Raw genomic sequence first — 18,767 nt, forward strand, 5'->3', positions numbered from 1 at the left:
GAAGTTTTAATTATTAAAGACATAGTTGAAAAATGTGGAGGAGATCCAAACAAAGTAAATACAATTTTAAATCCGGAATGAGGTTTCGAACACTTATGGCTAGAAGCTCGCACGAGGGGAATAAATAATTTCTAAAAAAGCGCTTTTTTAGAAAGCGCTTTTTTCATTTCTTACTTTTATAATTTTATTCCTTTTACTTTTTGAAATAAATTTAATGCATAAGAATCAGTCATACCTGCAACATAATTAGCAATTTTTTGATAGCGAACGTAGTAATCATCATCAACAGATTTATATTCATCTGGTAATAAATCATAATACTTACTTGCTTTTTTACTTAGATACGGTTCAGAACAACTTGAGCAAAAATTTGAAGCTTCAATAAATTCTCTTAATAGCCCACCTAAGACGTCATATCCTGCAGCTTCTAATGTTAGTACATCTGAAGAAATATAGATATATTTTTTAACAGTATTTTTGATTTCGTTTATTGAAGCTTGTATAACTACATTATCTATGCATTTTATTAAATCTTTATCAAAATCTCCAGAAAGGATTTCTGAATATTTATCTTGAAAAACATCACTACATTTATTAATTAAAACATTTATAGTTAATGCTCTTAAATATGAAAATTTTCTATTCTCGGTGGTTAGCAAATTATATTTATCTAATCTAAAATTATTATCTAATTCTGCTATAGGCATAAGATCCTTTTCACATTCTACAAATGGTATTTTCTTTATGCGAAAACCATCTTCTAAATCAATTATCCTATAGCAAATATCATCAGCAGCTTCTAATAAAAAAGACAATGGATGTCTGCACCAAGAATAATCTCCATTTCCTAATTTTAATGGAATCATTCCTGTTTCTTCAGCTACAATTTTAAATTCTTCCAATTCGGTAACAAAAAAACCATATTTTTTTTGACTTACTCTATCATTATTCCACCTATTATCTTTATTCAAATCACCATTTATATATGATAATCTTGGATACTTTGTAAAAGTTGCCAAAGTAGCGCAAGTCAGATTCAAACCAACATCTTCATATTTAGTTAACAAATTAAATCCTAATGCATTTCCTTCATAACATTGTAAATCATTCATTTTTGAATTATAAAATTCATCATCTTTATGAAAATATTCTTCAATATAATCAAATCCTTCGTCATTTCTAAAATAATCAGAAATTGAATCTTCTCCTGAGTGCCCAAATGGTGGATTTCCAATATCATGTGCTAAGCAAGCTGCATGAATTATACTTGGTATATGTCCAATTTGATCACTTGTAATGTCCTTTTCTTTTAATAAGAAAGTTTCAACTATCCTACCTAAGCTTCTACCTACTGTAGCCACTTCTAAACTATGAGTTAACCTTGTATGTACAAAATCAATTATCGGTAGAGGTATTACTTGGGTTTTATCTTGAAGCCTTCTAAATGGATAAGAATAAATAATTCTATCAGAATCTCGCTCAAATGGATTTCGCATATCATGGCTCCCGCCTTCAGTAGTTTGTTTATTCTTTTTTGCATCCTTAATTCTATTTGGAGATAGTAATTTCTTCCATGTTTCTGAATTATTCATATTATTTTAAATTTATAACGGTTTTTCTTGTTTATTCATTTTCAAATATAATAGATTAAAATCATTTTTATATTTCTTCTTCAAACATTAAAAAAACGCTTCCTTATAAAAGAAAGCGTTCTCAATATTATTTATTATACTCTATTTTAATTCCCATTAAAAACCAAATACAAACTCAAAATTACCAGACCCAATATAGCGAATAAAATCTCCACACGCTTACTAGTTTTAGGAATATCAGTTTCATCTGAAAAATTAACTTCCGGATTTTTATCGGTTAATGAAATAACCACTGCCGCAATTAAAAGCACAGCAAAAATGTAAAATGAAATTAATAAAAAGTGTGGCCAAACCGGGTATTTATCTGCCGGAAAAATCCATAAATACAATACTCCTACGAATAAACTAAAAGCAGAACCCCAAGAAAGCGTTGCGTTCACTGCTTTTTTGGTCGTGCGTTTCCAGAAAACACTTAACAAAAACACAACTGATAACGATGGCGCCAAAAATCCCAGAACCGCCTGAAAGATGTTGAATAAATTCTGTCCTTTGATATTGTCAATCGCAATGGCAATCAGGATCGCAAACACACAACCTGCCCCAATGGTAAATCGTCCGATTTTGATCTGTTCTTTTATAGAAGCTGTCGGATTCATTTTCTTTACATAAATATCATTCGTAAAAACGGTGCTTAAGGCATTCAATGAGGAACCAATAGTTCCTACCAAAACGGCAATCATAACACAAATTACCAGACCGTTCATTCCGCTTGGGAATAAATTCGTCACCATGGTCATATAAGCCAAATCCGAGTTTTTTCCCAATTCAGGAAACAAAACCGAACACAGGATTCCCGGCAAAATAAACAGCGGCAAAGCCAGTACTTTCAGCCATCCGATGAAGTTGACTCCCAATTGTCCCTGCTCTAAATTTTTCGCTCCCAAAACACTCTGCACCATCGACTGGTCGGTACAGAAAAATGCAACTGCCGCCACAGGATATCCTAATAAAATAGCAGGCCAAGGATAATGGGCATCGTTTGCAGGCTGAACTAAATTCCAGAAATTAGAAGGTGTTTTAGCAATCAAAGCTTCGATGCCGCCTACTTTCTGTAACCCTAAATACGATAAGGTTAGTGAAACGACAATCAATAAAATCATTTGAAAAACATTCACTTTGGCAATAGCTTTCAATCCTCCGGCATACGTAAAAATTCCAGAGAAAATCACTAAAACGGTAACACTCTGCCACATCGGAATGCCTAAAATTTGGCGTACCAAAATGCCTCCGCTAAACAATCCCAACGACAGCCAGCTTACTAAAATTTTCACCATCGCATACCAAGCTAAAATTGTCTGAGTACTGTCGCCATAACGTTTTCCCATATATTCCGGCATCGTGCTGACTTTGCTGGCAATGTATCTTGGTGCAAAAACGATTGCCAAAAGCAATAAAAACACAAAGGCGTACCATTCGAAATTTCCGGCAACGATTCCCGTCGCATAACCAATACTCGCAAAAGCCAATAACGACGATGGCCCCACATTGGTCCCCCACATATTGAATCCGATATTGTACCAGTTAAGGGAATTTCCCGCCATAAAAAGCGTTTCGTTCTTCTTACTCTGCTTCACGCTCACCACATACCCAATGACCAATAAAATCACCAGATAGGCCGCAACAATCATAAAATCTAAGGCCGTTAACTTATCGTAGATGCTGTTCATAGCCCGTATTCGTTAAGAACATCAGCAATTTTTACTGGCATTCCGGTTTGTAATGATTTATCCATTGCCTGTAATAATGCCACAGTTCCGATGCCTTCTTCCATATTCGGATAGGCTTCAAAACCCTGTTCGATACTATCTGTAAAATATTCCAGATAGTTCTGATATTCTCCACCGTGATGACTTTGACCTTCAAAACGGAAATAGTATTTTATAGTGCTGTCGCCCCAGGTGATTACTTTTTCTTCACCGGTTTTATCTGTAACAGCATAACGCAATTCGTGATAATCGGCCTGACAGGCTCCTTCTGTTGCTCTTAAAATCGTACTCATTCCGCTATCGCGCTGTGCCGGCTGTGTTGGTGAAGTATAAACACCACTCACTCTGGCAATTCTGCCATCTGTCGCTTTAAAGATAAAATGCATGGTATCCTCATTTTTTAAGCCTGCAACAGCTCCGTTACTGCTGATCATTCCATACCCCATTACTTCCTGAATATTTGGAAGATACCAACGAATGAAATCTACAGGATGGCTTAAACCTCCGTACAGCCATTTGAAAGACTGCAGCAGCGACCATTCTTTCTTTAAAAACCAACGGTGATCTGCGTGGTAATGGGCTTCAATCGTAATTAAATCGCCAATTAATCCGGCTTCATAATCTGCTCTTTGTCTTTTGGCCGGTTCGAAGAATCTTGAACTTTGTCCGATGAAAACCTTTTTACCGGTTGTTTTGCTTAGTTCCAATAGTTCTTTGGCATCCGAAAGATCATCGATAAACGGTTTAGTACACACGACGTGCTTTCCTGCCAGCAAAGCCTGCTTGACGTGTTGAGCATGCAGATGATCCGGCGTATAAATAGCGATGATATCAATAGATTCATCGTTTAATAAATCGTCGTAATTGGTTGTGTACGAATGAAAATCGAATTCTTTGGCTCTTTGCTTGCAGATTTCTTCATTTCTGTCGCACACTTTTACAAGTTCTAATTTTGAACTTTCTAAAGCGGCCGACATGGTGCTTCGTCCTTCTCCAAGTCCTAAGATGGCTATTTTTAACATGAGGTGTGGTTATTTTAGATTGTTAGTTTTTTTTCTCGCAGATTACGCAGATGGAGCAGATTTTTATAAACTCATTACTGTTTTTTCTACTTTTTCCCTTCAACATTCACTTTCTTCAAAAAAATCCAGGTTTCATCCGGTTTTGCGCCTTCAATTCCGGTTTGGTATTTTTTCATGAGTGCATTCCAATCGTCTACACGCGGATTGTTTTCGGTTGTTTTTGGATTCAGTTTATCTAAGCTTTCTCCTTTTGGAATACTGATGACCAACATTAATTGTCTTCCGTTTTTGAAAACCTGTAACTGCTGGAAATCGGCATTACAGAAACCTTTTGCGATTTCAGGCCATTTTTCGAATTGGGTTGTGTGATAATCTACGTACTCCTTTTGCAGTTTTTCGTCCTCTACCAAATTCGCAGTCAAAACGATATTCTCCCATTCAGAAACTACTTTGGCATCTTTACATCTTTGGAAATTCTGAAAATCATAAACCGGGTTCTCGTAAATTTTAATTTCCAGTTTAGGAAAAGCCAGAGCCAGTTTTCGTTTCGTTCTTTCCGGCTGATTCATCAATCCGTAAATAACCAGATGATTTTCCCATTGGTACAATTCTTCGCCAACAATTCGGAAACCTTTTATCGTCGATTTGATTTTTTCGATATCCAGATCTTTTCCGATTACTTCAATCGCTACCGATTTAGGCATTTCCTGCAAGCCCCAAACTTCGTCAACAACAACTTCTTTCGCTAATAGGTCGTTGTATGGCGCACGAATTCCAGCACTTTCTTTGATTTTTGGATCAACAAAAGCATAATTATCCTGCCAGATATTGCCCTTCGGACCATTGTTGTTTTTCAATATTTTCTGAATCGGAATCCAGTTGTTTTTAATCGTAAAGCCCTGACTTCCTTCATCGGTATACAAATACAGCCACAAAAACGGATCGTGTGCATACGGACTGTTGTACACTTTATCAATATAGTTTTCTTCTATGCTGCTTTCAGGCTGTGATGAAAGCGTATAAATTCCGGCTACATCGTGTAAATGTTTGGCGTAATGATGAATTTTATTTCGCTGAATTTTATTGTTTCGCATCACGTTTTCGGTGTGCGTCCAGCCCCAGCCCATCGAAATTCCGCTATACGCCACATCTGAAATTTCGTTGTGTTCAATAGTCAGATTCTTTATAAAACCTGCTGCAATTCCCAAACATCCCCAGTCTTCGTTGGCTACGTTGGTAATTAAATTATCGGTAATCAATTCATCTGAACAAACTACTCTATCATCTTTTACGGTATAAGGTAAATGCGCTTCAAAAGATTCTTCAGAGAAAACACCCAGATTGATTCCGTTTCCGCCAATGTCTTTGAATAAATTTCCTTTCACAATATTATGATTCGTTCCTCTGTGCAAATCCAAACCTGTAGATGACAAATGTTCAAAACTACAAGATTCGAAAAGTGTATTATTAGCATAATTTACCTCAACAGCCGCTCTTGGTCTTCCCACCCAGCCCTGATTTTCTAAACTCGCCTGATTTGGAGTTCCCGGAGTTTTTAATTTATAGGCATCCAATAAATACATTCCCGCCTGCAAAGGCACATGACCCTGTTGTGAGGGATGAAGCCAGTTGCTGTATTGGAATGAAATTCCTTTAAAATTAAAATGATGTACCGGAGTATCTAAAGTACCTTCAATTTTTACCAAATTTTCCAAAACCGGCGCAGTCACTTTAGCAGAAGCCAAATCTTCGCCTTTTCTTGGAATGTAATAGATTTTCGCCTTTTTTCTGTCTAAAAACCATTCTCCCGGTTCGTTCAGCATCGTGATTCCGTTGCTGAGATAGAAAGCCGAATTTCCGTTATTTTTAGAAATCCACGGAGCCGGCCAAGGGTGCTCGCTCTGGATTCGGCTTTCAGGCTGTTCGAATGAAAGTCTCGCGCTGTCTTTTTTGATTTCGATATTTTTGATTCGAAGATTGGCAATCGCCCACCATTGTACGATGAACATTTCCATTCCCGGTTCAAACTTAACGGATTTATTTTTGAATGGAATCCAGCAGGTTTCTGTTGCTGCATCCCAGGACAAAATTCTGTCCATTTGGTTTCCAGAAGTACTTTTCGCTCTAACGGCTTTTTTTCCGTTTACCCATAATTGTCGGTAATTGATAATTTCACCTGCCTGCTGAGGAGCATTGGCTTCCCAAATTGTTCCGGCTTTTAAGCCGTTTACAGCAAGTGTAGATTTTTTCCAGTTTTTAATTTCGATACCTCCGCTTAATATTGGTTTAGCATTGGCATCCGCTTCAATAGTTGTCGGGCTGTCTACTGTTCCGGAATCTTCAGGTCTTATAAATAAAGGTTCGTTTAAATAATACGTTCCGTTCATGACAATTATACGGATTCCGTCTTTGATGGATGGATCTTTCAGACGGCGTAGTTCTCTGGCTTTTCGCACCGCCATCTGAACTGTTGCCAAAGGATTCGATTTTGTTCCTTCATTAGTATCTTTTCCTTGAGGAGAAACCCAGATTTCAGCAGCATGTAATGAGAATGTGCAAATTGTTATCAAAAAAATAAGTAGAACTTTAGTAAAAATATTTAAACGCATTTTTTTCTTTTTTTAGGTAAAGCCGCAAAGGTTTTTATTTCTTGACTGTATTAGACTCATAAATAAATGTGTTTTTTACACTTTTACCAAATAATGGGTACAATTTAATAGAACATAAAAATATAAGTGTCCTGCTCCCTCCTGCATTCTTTAAATACGTATAATCAATATGCCTTAAATAATAAGTAAAAAAGATTCAAATTTTGCTTTGCGGACAATCAGATTACTATTCCACCTATTAAATATATTGTAAAAATTTTATTAAATTTGTGCAATCGATTACATTATTGTATTTTCGTTTTTTTAGGGAACTTATTCTACTATTTATAAAAAAAGTTTTACTAAGATAGACATATCCTATTATTTTGGTAATTAAAAAAATCAAACTTTAACTAATTCAATACGAATGAAAACTAATCCAACACATTTTTTCCGTATGCTTATGGCGGTTCTAACCATAAGCTGTTCAGGAAATGCGGTAGCCCAAAAGTTAAAATCCAATGGTACCTACGATAACATTGAATTTAAAATGGCAAAAGTCAATGAACCAAAAATTCCGAAGAACATTGTAAACCTTAAAGACTTTGGCGCTGTAAACGGAGGATATGTTTTAAACACAAAAGCTTTCGAAGATGCCATCAGTGCACTTTCAAAAAAGGGTGGCGGAAAATTAATCATCCCTCCTGGAATCTGGTTAACTGGTCCAATCATCTTAAAAAGCAAAATCGAATTACACGCACAAACCGGAGCTTTAATCAAATTTTCTCCTGATAAAAGTTTATATCCAATTATTGAAACCAGTTTTGAAGGTTTGAACACCTGGCGTTGTATTTCTCCACTTTACGGGAAAAATCTTGAAGATGTTGCCTTTACAGGAAATGGTGTATGGGATGGTTCAGGCGAAGTTTGGAGACAAGTCAAAAAAGCAAAATTAACAGAAAGCCAATGGAAGAAATTTGTCGAATCAGGCGGAGTGCTTAACGAAAGCAAAACGAGCTGGTATCCATCTGAAACTTTCATGAAAGCTTCTGTAGGAGCAGATCAGAATGTACGTCTGGATTTAAAAACTAAAGAAGAGTTTGAAGCGATTCATGATTTCCTTCGTCCGGTATTGGTGAGTATTCAAAATAGCAAAAGAGTATTGTTTGACGGACCTGTATTTCAAAATTCTCCAGCATGGAACATTCACCCATTGATGATTGAAGATTTGATTGTTCGAAATATAACGGTTCGTAACCCTTGGTTTTCACAAAATGGAGATGGTCTTGACGTAGAATCCTGCAAAAATGTAATCGTTGAAAATTCAAGTTTTGATGTGGGAGATGACGCAATCTGTATCAAATCAGGAAAGGATAAAGACGGTCGTGACAGAGGTGTTCCCTGTGAAAACATCATCATAAAAAACAATATTGTGTATCATGGTCATGGTGGTGTTACGGTAGGAAGTGAAATGTCGGGCGGCGTAAAAAACATGCACGTTTCGAATTGTACTTTTATGGGTACTGATGTTGGGCTGCGTTTTAAGAGTAACCGTGGACGCGGAGGTGTTGTAGAAAATATTTTTATTTCTGACATTTTCATGACCGATATTCCCTCTCAGGCGATTTCATTCAACCTTTATTATGGAGGAAAATCCATTGCTGAAACTTTGGAAGAAGGTGGTGCGAAAATTGTCAATCAAAAAATGCCTGTAGATGAAAAAACGCCTCAGTTCAAAAATATTTCGATAAAAAATATAACAATCAAAGGGGCGCAACAAGCTGTATTTTTACAAGGACTTCCTGAAATGAACCTGGAAAATATTGAAATTTCTAATCTGATTGCAAAAGCAGAAAATGGATTTACTATTGTTGATGCTAACGGAATTAAAATTCACAATGCAAAACTAGATATTGAAAAACCAAATGTAATTGATATTTACAACGGTAAAAACATGTCGTTTAAGGATATTGAATTCAATTCTACTTCATCTAAAGCCATTACTATAAATGGCGAAGAGACTCAGAACGTAGAATTTGTTTCTTCAGCGAATTCAGATTTTGCCAAAAAAACGGTTATAGGAGAAACTGTTCCAAAATCTGCGGTAAAACTATAGTTAATTAAACCATTATCCTTCAGTTGTGTCTAAGTTTAAACTAAGCACAACTGAAGTTCATCAAATTACTATGAAAACATCACAAAGTCTGTCCAGAAATAAGAGTTTATTATTTGGCATCCTACTCACCTCTTTTTCGTTTCTTTATTCAGGCGCTCAATCTGAAAAAGACAAAAAGACGACAATAATCAGTACAAAACCATTTAGCGACAGTATGAATCACTGGTATGGTATTGCTGATAAAAACAATATTGTAAATCCGATTCCGAATCAGCCTAAATATGAAGAATCCGAATACACCAAAATTGCGGATAACATCATCTATTTTCAGAGAGATAATGGCGGATGGCCAAAAAATTATGACATGCGTGCTATTTTGACAACTGAACAGATAAATGATATTGTAGGTTCAAGGTCAGTTTTGCATACCACTTTTGACAACGGCACCACTTATACTCATGTCTATTATCTGGCGCAGGTTTATACACTGACTAAAATAGAAAAATACAAAACAGCCTGTCTGAAAGGTATCGATTTTATTTTGGAAGCCCAATATCCTAATGGTGGATGGCCTCAATATTATCCACTGGAAAAAGGATATAGCCGTCATATTACTTTTAATGACGGTGCCTATATGGGGATTATGAATTTGCTGGATAAAATAGTACAGAACGATCCTAATTTTAGTTTTATAGATGCTGAAACAAAAAGCAAAGTAAATACAGCTTATGAAAAAGGAATTGACTGTATTTTAAAAACACAAATTTCTGACCATGGAAAACTTAGTGCCTGGTGCCAGCAGCATGACGAGGTAACTTTACTTCCGGTATGGGCGAGAAAATTTGAACCGCCAAGTGTCAGTAATGCAGAAAGTGTTGATATTGTCTTATTTTTAATGAAAATTGAAAATCCGAGTGAACAGGTTATAAGAGCGGTACAAAGTGCCGTTAAGTGGTTTGAGGATTCTAAAATATACAATACCAGAGTAGAAACTTTTGAAGCTCCGGAGATGGATTCAAAATTCAAAAAAATTAAAGACGATCGTCGTGTTGTAAATGATCCGACTGCACCACCAATCTGGACCCGTTATTACGAATTAGGAACAGGAAAACCTTTGTTTTGTGACAGGGACAGTGTATACTTGTATTCATTAGCAGAAGTAAGCCGCGAACGCCGAACGGGTTATGCCTGGTATACCTACAATCCTGAAAAAGTATTGAAAAAGTATCCCGAATGGCAGAAAAAATGGACTCCTGAAACAGATGTTTTAAAAAAATAAAAACATAAAAAAAGCGTGAATTTAATATTTCACGCTTTTTTTATGTTCAAATATCATTCTTCTTAATCATGGATTTTATAAAATGATTTTGCGTTTTCAAACCAAAATTTATTCTGATTTTCAACTGAAAAAGGAGCCAAATAATCTTCTACCGTTTTGACTAAATTAGTATAATCTGAAGCTACATTACAAACCGGCCAGTCAGAACCGAACATTAATTTATCTGCAGAGAAGTTTTCAAAAATCACATCCAGATACGGTTTTAAATCAGATGGTTTCCAATTATTCCAATCAGCTTCTGTAACCATTCCGGAGATTTTACACCATACATTTTCAAATTTTGAAATTGCTTCAATTCCTTTTTTCCATGATGTAATATCGCCCGATTTTATATCCGGTTTTGCAATATGATCAATGACAAACTTTTGTTCAGGAAATGTTTTTACCAAATCGATTGCAGCCGGCAACTGACGATGGAAAATCAGAATATCATAGGTAAAGTCAAACTGTTTTAAAGCTGCGATTCCGTTACGAAAAGCTTCACCAAACATAAAATCATCCGGTTCTCCCTGCACAACATGTCGGAACCCTTTTAATTTTTCAAATTGAGAAAAATGACTCAATCGCTCTGAAATATTTTCAGCTCTTAAATCAACCCAGCCCACAACTCCTTTTATAAAATCATTTTTTGAAGCGAGATCCATTAAAAAATTGGTTTCTTCTTCAGACTGACTTGCCTGAACCGCTACACAGCCCGAAAATTGATTTTCTGAAAGCAATGGCGACAAATCTTCTGGTAAAAAACTCCTTTGAATCTTTTTCATAGAATCATCAATCCAGCTATCTCTAACCGGATCAAATATCCAAAAATGCTGATGAGAGTCAATTCGGTTCATACCAATTAATTTACATCACTGATTAAAGCACGATCTAAGTGTACATAACCTCCATCAACAAAAACAAATTGTCCTGTCGTGTGAGAAGAACGATCTGAAATTATAAATAACGCAGTGTCTGCAATTTCTTCTGTTTTGGTCATTCTGCTTTCAAACGGAATACTTTTATTGATTTTTTTCAAAACTGTTTCACCATCCGGTAATGTTTTGATCCAGTCCTCATAAGCCGGAGTATAACTTTCTGCAATAATAATAGCATTCGAGCGGATTCCGAACTGAATCAAATCTACTGCCCATTCTCTGGTCAGTCCAAGAACGCCGCCTTTTGCAGCAGCGTAACCTGAAGTTCCGCCCTGCCCTGTAAGAGCTACTTTTGAACCAATATTTAAAACATTTCCTTTTGATTCTTTTAGATACGGAAGTGCATATTTCACCATTAAAAAGTAACTCACCACATTCAGTTTTAAAGAATCCATGAATTCTTCATAACTGGCATCTAAGCCTGCACCATCATTAACTCCAACATTATTGATGACAGCATCAATTCTGCCGTATTTTGCTATAATTTGTTTAACGGCGCTTTCCATTTGTCCAGGATCGGTAACATCTGTCTGAACAAACAAAGCATCTATCCCTTTCTTTTGAAGTTCTTCTGCATATCCAAAACCACGGCTGTTTCTGTCTACAAGTGCCGGAATAGCTCCTTCATCTGCCAGTCGTTTAATTATGGTTTCTCCAATACTACCTTCTTTTCCAGCCGATCCTGAAACGACTACAATTTTACCTTTTAAATGTAAATCCATTTTTTGTGTTTATTTATGGTTTTAAATAGCTGTAAATATTTTTAACACATAGAAACATAGCTTTAGAAACATACGAAAAAGGCGTTTCACTTGCATACAAACACATAGCTATGTGTGAGGAACTAGTTTCTTTCAACTCTCTTTCAAAAAATAAAAAACCTATGTTTCTCTGTGTTTAAAACTATAGTTTAATCTTAATTTATTTCGATTAACGCTTTAATAGTATTATTTTTTGGGTCAATCCATTTTGTAAATTCACCTATCATTTCCGAAAAATCAGCTCTGTGTGTAATGTATTTTTTCGGATCGATTTTACCTGCTTTCAGACATTGCATTACATATTCAAAATCTTCGATAGTCGCATTTCGGCTGCTCATTAAAGTAGATTCTCTTTTATGAAAATCAGGATGACTGAAATTCAATTCTCCTTTTTGAAGTCCCACCAATACGAATCTTCCACCATGCGAAATATAATTAAAAGCACTGTTCATCACTTTTTGATTTCCGGTAGCGTCAATGACTACATTCGCCATATCGCCATTGGTCAATTCTGCTAATTTTACAGCCACATCATCATGTAACGGATTAATAGTTTCATCAGCCTGAAGTGCTTCTTTGCAAAAATTAAGACGATACTCATTGATATCCATAACGATTACTTTTGCACCCGCAATTTTCGCAAACTGAATCAATCCTAATCCAATAGGACCTGCTCCCATTACCAAAACCGTATCCGTTGCTTGTACTGCTGCTCTTCTTACTCCGTGAGCTGCAATCGCTAATGGTTCAACCAAAGCAAGTTCATCATAATCTAAACCTTGTCCGTGAAGTAAATACTGTTCAGGAATCGTAACATACTCGGCCATTCCGCCATCAATATGCACACCGAAGACTTTAATATTGGCACAACAATTAGTCAGACCATTTCGACAGGCCACACATGTTCCGCAGCTGAAATAAGGAATAAATGTTACTTTATCACCCGGCTCGAAACCTTTGGCGTTTCCTTTGATATATTCGGCAGCCAATTCATGCCCCAGAATTCTCGGATATTCAAAATAAGGCTGTGTTCCTCCAAAAGCATGAATATCGGTTCCGCAAACACCAATTCTTCTAATTTTCAAAAGTACTTCTCCCTCTTTGGGTTCCGGCATTGGTTTTTCTTTGATTAGAAACTCCTGCGGTTTTTCGCAAACAATATATTTCATTTTATTTAGAATAAGCTTTAGCTACTTGTTTACTTGATCCCAGACCATCCATACCCAATTCAATAACGTCGCCCGGTTTGATATAGATTGGATCCGGCTTGATTCCTAATCCAACTCCCGGAGGCGTTCCTGTACTGATGATATCACCAGGAAGCAAGGTCATAAACTGACTTAGATAATGCACTAAAAATGGTATTTTGAAAACCAGATTAGAAGTATTACTGTTTTGGAATTTCTTTCCGTTAACTGTTAACCACATTGGTAAATTATTTACATCTACAATTTCATCCTGTGTAGCCAAAAAGGGGCCAAGAGGAGCGAAAGTATCACAACCTTTTCCTTTTGCCCATTGTCCGCCCATTTCGATTTGAAAAGCTCTTTCGCTGTAATCATTCAATAAAGCATATCCGGCAACATAATCCAAAGCTTCTGCTTCTTCTACATAACTTGCTTTTTTACCTACCACAAATGCCAGCTCGATTTCCCAGTCAGTTTTTTCACTGTTTTTTGGAATAATCAAATCATCATTCGGACCGCATAAAGAGGTAGTTGATTTGAAAAAGATAATTGGTTCAGTTGGAATCGGAGCGCCAGTTTCATGACAATGATCTACATAATTTAATCCAATACAGATTATTTTTGAAGGCCTTGCCACCGGAGAACCTAAACGTACATCTGCTCCTACTTCCGGTAATGCTGGATTACTTTCTAAAGCTTTCTTTAATTTCTCTAAACCATTGTCTTCGAAAAAAGCTTCGTTAAAATCCGAAACAATTGAAGAAACATCATATCTTTTTTCTCCAATAATAACACCCGGTTTTTCTTGTCCGGCAGCTCCAAAACGTATTAATTTCATTTTCTTAATTTTTTAAGTTACTAAGATTCTAAGGTTCTGAGTTTCTAAGGCTAAAATCTTAGCAGCTTAGTATCTCAGAACCTTAGCATCTCTTTTTTAATTATTTAATTTTATAAATCCTCCATCAATAGGATAATCACTTCCGGTAATAAATCCGGCTTCATCGCTACATAAATACAAAGCCAGTGCAGCAATTTCGTCAGGTTGTCCCATACGTCCGATTGGCTGCGACTTAGACAGTTTTTCAAAAATTTCAGCTTCTTTGCCCGGATAGTTTTTATTGATAAATCCGTCTACAAAAGGAGTATGCACTCTCGCAGGCGAAATCGAATTGCATCGAATCCCTTCATCAATGTAATCTCTGGCTACTGATAAAGTCATTGCCATTACAGCTCCTTTAGCAGTTGAATAAGCGAAACGATCCTGAATCCCAACCCATGATGCAATAGAGGCCATGTTCAAAATAACACCTCCGTTTGACAATCTAAATTGTGGAATTGCAGCATACAAACAGTTGTAAACGCCTTTTACATTTACATCCATTACTCTTTGGAAATCGATTTCCAAAGTTGTGTCGACTTTTCCCACATGTGCAATACCGGCATTATTAATCAAAATATGGATATTTCCAATTTTTTCAAATGTATCGACTACCTCTTTCTGATTTACTACATTGCACGCATATGAAAATACTTTTCCTCCCAATTGCTCAATATCAGCAACTGCATCCTGAGCACTTTCAATAGTTAAATCAATAATGTGAATTTCTGCTCCTTGTTTCGCAAACAAAGTTGCAATAGCCCTTCCTATTCCACTTCCTCCGCCGGTTATGACGGCTTTTTTATTTTGTAATGAAAACATATTTTTAAATTATAGTATTATTTATTTAGTTCTAAAGCAGCCAGAATAAAAGGTCCGGTTACTTTAGGATCATTATCTTTTCTTTTTTCATTAATATAATATTCATACGAACCATCACGATATGGATTTCCTCCTAAACCAGCAACAGCACAGGCATTCGTAATTTCAATTTCTCCATTTGGATATACTTTAACAAATTTTGAAGTAATACCATCAAAGGCCTTTTCAGCAATTTTTTTGAATTTTTTAGGCAAATATCCTTTTTTTGCTCCCTTCGCAAAAGCATAAGCAAACATAGCCGTACCTGAAGTTTCTAAATAATTACCTTCTCTTGTTCCCATATCCGTAACCTGATACCATAATCCTGATGGATCCTGAAATTTCACTAAGGCATTCGAAATATTATTTAAATACAAAATTAGTTCTTTTCGCTTTGGATGATCTTTAGGAAAATAATCCAGAACATCTACCAATCCCATCACATACCAGCCCATTGATCGGGACCAAAAGTTAGGTGAAACACCAGTTTCTTTGTTTGCCCATGGCATTTGTTTACTCTCATCCCAAGCATGGTATAACAATCCTGTCTTTGGATCCGTTGCCTTTTGCTGAATCAATTCAAATTCATGAGCAACATCATCTAACTTAACACCGTTTTCAAACGTTACGGTATATTTTGCATAAAATGGTTCACCCATATACAAACCATCCAGCCACATTTGATTAGGATATATTTTTTTGTGCCAAAAACCACCGCTTGGAGTACGAGGCTGTTCTTCTAATTGTTTACGCAAAGTCTGCATGGCAGTTAAATATCGTTTGTCTTTAGTCTGTTCATAGATATCAAACAAAATTCGGCCTGTAGGGATATTATCGATATTAAAGGACTCGTATTTATACGTTTTAATATTTCCGTCGGCATCAATCAATTCATCAGCATATTGTTTGACATAAACTGCGTATTTTTCATCATTTTTTTGCTCGCCTAATTGTTGAAAAGCATAGGTAACCAAACCATGGACATAACTTATATGTGCTATTGGAGCATCATCAATCATATACGATTGCGGATGACGCTGCATTAATGTTAAAGCCATTCTTTCTGACCATTTTAGCTTCGTTGGAATTGTATTTTGAGCATTTGAAATTGCCGTTACAAAAATCAGTAAGACAATCATTTTGGAAAGAAAAGAAATTTTAAGCATATCGCTACTTTAAAAATTGTATTGATGTGAAATTGATGTGAAAATAAATGTGATTTTCACATTTACAAATATAAAACTTAATATGAATACCCGACACTTATTTTAAGGATCAGTGCTTAAAAATAGATATAATTAAAAACAATATCACATTTTATGTGTAATTTGTACAAAATATAAAAAAAGCCTGCACTATTTGAGAAAAAATAAATCATATAATCTTAGCAATTGAATCTAATTTCTATATTTGTAAATGTGAAAATTACATTTATTATATTTATACTATCAAAATGAAAAAACTAAAAGGGATTACGTGGAACCACACCAGAGGATTATTGCCAATGGTGGCCACAGCTCAGCGTTTTACAGAGCTGAATCCTGATATAGAAATAAGTTGGGAAAAAAGGAGTTTACAGGAATTTGCAGATGCTTCTATTGAAGATTTAGCTAAAAGATTTGACCTCTTGGTTATAGATCATCCCTGGACAGGATTTGGTGCCGATACCAAAACAATTTTACCTTTATCAGATTATCTTCCTGCCGAATATATAAAAGATCAGGAAATTAATACCGTTGGTAAGTCTTACGGAAGCTACGTCTTTCACAATAAATTATGGGCATTACCAATAGATGCAGCAACTCCTGTAGCAGCCGCAAGGTTAGATATTTTGGAAAAAAATGGGTTAAAAGTTCCGCAGACCTATGATGATTTATTGGCTTTAGCAAAAAAAGGACTGATCGCTTTTGCAGGAATTCCGGTAGATTCGCTAATGACTTTTTACTCTTTTTGCTGCAGTTTAGGTGAAACTCCTTTTCAGTCTCAGGAAAAAGTAATTTCTGTGGAAACAGGAAAAAAAGCTTTACAGATCCATCGCGAATTGGCTCAGTTAATGGATCCGGCAAATTTCAATCGCAATCCGATTCAGGTATATGAAGCTATGGTCAATACTGATGAAATTGCTTACTGCCCTTTTGCGTACGGTTATTCTAATTATTCAAGAACTGGTTATAGCAAAAATTTACTTCATTTTTATGACTTGGTAAAATTGAATGACAAACCGATGATTAGTTCTTTGGGCGGAACCGGTTTGGCTGTTTCTTCTTTCAGTCAGCATATTCCGGAAGCAATAAAATATGCTGAATTTACAGGGTCTTCTCAGGTACAACAAAATATTTTTTCAGATAACGGCGGACAACCGGGACATTTGCAAGCCTGGAAAAATGACCGAATTAACGGAATAACCCATGATTATTTCAAAAACACATTGCCTGCTTTAGAAAGAGCTTTTTTAAGACCAAGATATTCCGGACACATGTATTTTCAGGATCATGCGGGAGATGTGGTTCGTGATTATTTAATGAATGGAGGTGATGAAAAAGCTGCTTTATCCGCAATGGATACACATTACATAAAGTCTTTAAACTTATAACAGATGAAACCATTAGAAGGATTAGTTGTCTTGGAATTTTGCCAATTTTTGGCGGGACCTTCTGCCGGATTAAAATTAGCTGATTTAGGAGCAAGGGTCATCAAAATTGAGCGTCCCGTAAAAGGTGAAGCCTGTCGCCAATTGAGCATCAAAGATCTTTTTGTGGATGACAGCAGTTTGCTTTTTCATACCATTAACAGAAATAAAGAATCTTTTGCAGCTGATCTTAAAAATCCTGAGGATTTAATTTTAGTAAAGAAATTAATTACCAAAGCTGATATTATGACCCATAATTTCAGGCCGGGCGTAATGGATAAAATTGGTTTGACATTTGACGATGTTTTGAATATCAATCCAAAAATAATTTACGGAACCATAACAGGTTACGGAGACAAAGGCCCCTGGGCAAACAAACCGGGACAGGATTTATTACTGCAGTCACTTTCAGGATTAAGCTGGCTGAGTGGGAGAAAAAGTCAGGGACCCGTTCCGTTTGGTCTGGCTGTAGCCGATTTGATGTGTGGGAATCATTTTGTACAGGGAATTTTGGCTGCATTATTGAAAAGAGCAAAAACAGGAAAAGGGATTTTGGTAGAAGTAAGTTTACTCGAATCTGTTTTGGATGTTCAGTTTGAAGCCATAACTTCCTATTTAAATGACGGCGGACAACAGCCTCAAAGAAGTGATGTTCAAGGAAGCGCTCATGCTTTTCTCAGTGCCCCTTATGGTATTTACCAAACTCAGGACGGATACATTTCTTTAGCAATGGGAGATTTGCTTTTTATTGGAAGTATTTTGGAAATCGATTTCCAAAATTACACTGATAAACACAAATGGTTTTCTCAAAGAGATGAAATCAGGGAATTATTAGCCGAAAAATTATTGACTCAAAAAGCAGATTACTGGATTGAATTACTTCAAAAACAAGGAGTTTGGTGTGGCAAAGTACTTAATTACCAGGAATTAGACAGCCAATCCTTTGTGAATGAACTGCAATTGAAACAAACGGTACAAAATTCGGCAGGCGAAAAATTGGTTACGACCAGAAGCCCAATTCAACTGGATGGTGAGATTTTAACAAGTACTAAAGCAGCGCCTAAAGTTGGTGAAGACAATTTAACAATAAACGAACAATTTTTAAACTAGCA

At 36.0% G+C, this 18,767-nt stretch carries 14 protein-coding genes; 4 read left to right on the top strand and 10 right to left on the bottom strand.

Annotated elements, in window-relative coordinates; all coding sequences use genetic code 11:
- Window positions 1-176: 176 nt before the first annotated feature.
- The 4 genes from dgt to FLACHUCJ7_RS01150 all read right to left on the bottom strand — a co-directional run bounded on the left by dgt (window position 177) and on the right by FLACHUCJ7_RS01150 (window position 6,989).
- Window positions 177-1,592, bottom strand: a complete 1,416-nt coding sequence (gene dgt, locus FLACHUCJ7_RS01135) for a dGTP triphosphohydrolase (protein ID WP_180907596.1) — start codon at window positions 1,590-1,592, stop codon at window positions 177-179.
- Window positions 1,593-1,738: 146 nt separating this feature from the next.
- A complete protein-coding gene (locus tag FLACHUCJ7_RS01140) occupies window positions 1,739-3,319 on the bottom strand; it encodes a sodium:solute symporter (protein ID WP_180907597.1) in 1,581 nt (526 codons plus the stop codon).
- Window positions 3,316-4,380, bottom strand: a complete 1,065-nt coding sequence (locus FLACHUCJ7_RS01145; RefSeq protein ID WP_180907598.1) for a Gfo/Idh/MocA family protein — start codon at window positions 4,378-4,380, stop codon at window positions 3,316-3,318. Before FLACHUCJ7_RS01145 ends, FLACHUCJ7_RS01140 begins: the two co-directional genes overlap by 4 nt.
- A gap of 86 nt (window positions 4,381-4,466) precedes the next feature.
- Window positions 4,467-6,989, bottom strand: coding sequence for an L-rhamnose mutarotase (locus FLACHUCJ7_RS01150; RefSeq protein ID WP_180907599.1), 2,523 nt, complete (start codon window positions 6,987-6,989; stop codon window positions 4,467-4,469).
- A 406-nt stretch (window positions 6,990-7,395) separates the two neighbouring features.
- Here FLACHUCJ7_RS01150 and FLACHUCJ7_RS01155 point away from each other — a divergent pair, with 406 nt between their 5' ends.
- Together FLACHUCJ7_RS01155 and pelA are read left to right on the top strand one after the other, a co-directional pair.
- Window positions 7,396-9,084, top strand: coding sequence for a glycoside hydrolase family 28 protein (locus tag FLACHUCJ7_RS01155; protein WP_180907600.1), 1,689 nt, complete (start codon window positions 7,396-7,398; stop codon window positions 9,082-9,084).
- Window positions 9,085-9,154: 70 nt separating this feature from the next.
- The gene (gene pelA / locus FLACHUCJ7_RS01160) at window positions 9,155-10,363 is read left to right on the top strand and encodes a pectate lyase (protein WP_180907601.1); all 1,209 of its coding nucleotides are present in this window, start codon (window positions 9,155-9,157) and stop codon (window positions 10,361-10,363) included.
- A 62-nt stretch (window positions 10,364-10,425) separates the two neighbouring features.
- On the opposite strand, the gene FLACHUCJ7_RS01165 is transcribed toward pelA, so the two are convergent.
- The 6 genes from FLACHUCJ7_RS01165 to FLACHUCJ7_RS01190 form a co-directional block, all read right to left on the bottom strand.
- Window positions 10,426-11,259: an amidohydrolase family protein gene (locus FLACHUCJ7_RS01165; RefSeq protein ID WP_180907602.1), complete on the bottom strand. Its 834-nt coding sequence runs from the start codon at window positions 11,257-11,259 to the stop codon at window positions 10,426-10,428.
- A 5-nt stretch (window positions 11,260-11,264) separates the two neighbouring features.
- Window positions 11,265-12,062: an SDR family oxidoreductase gene (locus FLACHUCJ7_RS01170; protein WP_180907603.1), complete on the bottom strand. Its 798-nt coding sequence runs from the start codon at window positions 12,060-12,062 to the stop codon at window positions 11,265-11,267.
- Window positions 12,063-12,256: 194 nt separating this feature from the next.
- On the bottom strand, window positions 12,257-13,270 hold the full coding sequence (locus FLACHUCJ7_RS01175) for a zinc-binding alcohol dehydrogenase family protein (RefSeq protein WP_180907604.1): 1,014 nt from the start codon (window positions 13,268-13,270) through the stop codon (window positions 12,257-12,259).
- Between the two features lies 1 nt (window position 13,271).
- The gene (locus tag FLACHUCJ7_RS01180) at window positions 13,272-14,126 is read right to left on the bottom strand and encodes a fumarylacetoacetate hydrolase family protein (protein ID WP_078225597.1); all 855 of its coding nucleotides are present in this window, start codon (window positions 14,124-14,126) and stop codon (window positions 13,272-13,274) included.
- A gap of 96 nt (window positions 14,127-14,222) precedes the next feature.
- Window positions 14,223-14,987, bottom strand: a complete 765-nt coding sequence (locus tag FLACHUCJ7_RS01185) for an SDR family NAD(P)-dependent oxidoreductase (protein WP_180907605.1) — start codon at window positions 14,985-14,987, stop codon at window positions 14,223-14,225.
- 17 nt (window positions 14,988-15,004) lie between these two features.
- Window positions 15,005-16,192, bottom strand: a complete 1,188-nt coding sequence (locus FLACHUCJ7_RS01190) for a glycoside hydrolase family 88/105 protein (protein ID WP_180907606.1) — start codon at window positions 16,190-16,192, stop codon at window positions 15,005-15,007.
- Between the two features lie 287 nt (window positions 16,193-16,479).
- On the opposite strand from FLACHUCJ7_RS01190, the gene FLACHUCJ7_RS01195 reads away from it, so the two are divergent.
- Window positions 16,480-17,619: an ABC transporter substrate-binding protein gene (locus tag FLACHUCJ7_RS01195; protein WP_180907607.1), complete on the top strand. Its 1,140-nt coding sequence runs from the start codon at window positions 16,480-16,482 to the stop codon at window positions 17,617-17,619.
- A 3-nt stretch (window positions 17,620-17,622) separates the two neighbouring features.
- Window positions 17,623-18,765, top strand: a complete 1,143-nt coding sequence (locus FLACHUCJ7_RS01200; protein WP_180907608.1) for a CaiB/BaiF CoA transferase family protein — start codon at window positions 17,623-17,625, stop codon at window positions 18,763-18,765.
- Window positions 18,766-18,767 lie beyond the last annotated feature (2 nt).

The organism is Flavobacterium salmonis, assembly GCF_903819435.1.
GTDB classification, from domain to species: Bacteria; Bacteroidota; Bacteroidia; order Flavobacteriales; family Flavobacteriaceae; genus Flavobacterium; species Flavobacterium chungangense.

Excerpts from the sequence above, each read along its gene's own strand:
- pelA (WP_180907601.1), top strand. The coding sequence starts at position 9,155 with ATGAAAACATCACAAAGTCTGTCCAGAAATAAGAGTTTATTATTTGGC.
- FLACHUCJ7_RS01195 (WP_180907607.1), top strand. The coding sequence starts at position 16,480 with ATGAAAAAACTAAAAGGGATTACGTGGAACCACACCAGAGGATTATTG.
- FLACHUCJ7_RS01170 (WP_180907603.1), bottom strand. The coding sequence starts at position 12,062 with ATGGATTTACATTTAAAAGGTAAAATTGTAGTCGTTTCAGGATCGGCT.
- FLACHUCJ7_RS01155 (WP_180907600.1), top strand. The coding sequence starts at position 7,396 with ATGAAAACTAATCCAACACATTTTTTCCGTATGCTTATGGCGGTTCTA.
- FLACHUCJ7_RS01200 (WP_180907608.1), top strand. The coding sequence starts at position 17,623 with ATGAAACCATTAGAAGGATTAGTTGTCTTGGAATTTTGCCAATTTTTG.
- FLACHUCJ7_RS01175 (WP_180907604.1), bottom strand. The coding sequence starts at position 13,270 with ATGAAATATATTGTTTGCGAAAAACCGCAGGAGTTTCTAATCAAAGAA.
- FLACHUCJ7_RS01190 (WP_180907606.1), bottom strand. The coding sequence starts at position 16,192 with ATGCTTAAAATTTCTTTTCTTTCCAAAATGATTGTCTTACTGATTTTT.
- FLACHUCJ7_RS01180 (WP_078225597.1), bottom strand. The coding sequence starts at position 14,126 with ATGAAATTAATACGTTTTGGAGCTGCCGGACAAGAAAAACCGGGTGTT.
- FLACHUCJ7_RS01165 (WP_180907602.1), bottom strand. The coding sequence starts at position 11,259 with ATGAACCGAATTGACTCTCATCAGCATTTTTGGATATTTGATCCGGTT.
- dgt (WP_180907596.1), bottom strand. The coding sequence starts at position 1,592 with ATGAATAATTCAGAAACATGGAAGAAATTACTATCTCCAAATAGAATT.
- FLACHUCJ7_RS01185 (WP_180907605.1), bottom strand. The coding sequence starts at position 14,987 with ATGTTTTCATTACAAAATAAAAAAGCCGTCATAACCGGCGGAGGAAGT.
- FLACHUCJ7_RS01145 (WP_180907598.1), bottom strand. The coding sequence starts at position 4,380 with ATGTTAAAAATAGCCATCTTAGGACTTGGAGAAGGACGAAGCACCATG.
- FLACHUCJ7_RS01150 (WP_180907599.1), bottom strand. The coding sequence starts at position 6,989 with ATGCGTTTAAATATTTTTACTAAAGTTCTACTTATTTTTTTGATAACA.
- FLACHUCJ7_RS01140 (WP_180907597.1), bottom strand. The coding sequence starts at position 3,319 with ATGAACAGCATCTACGATAAGTTAACGGCCTTAGATTTTATGATTGTT.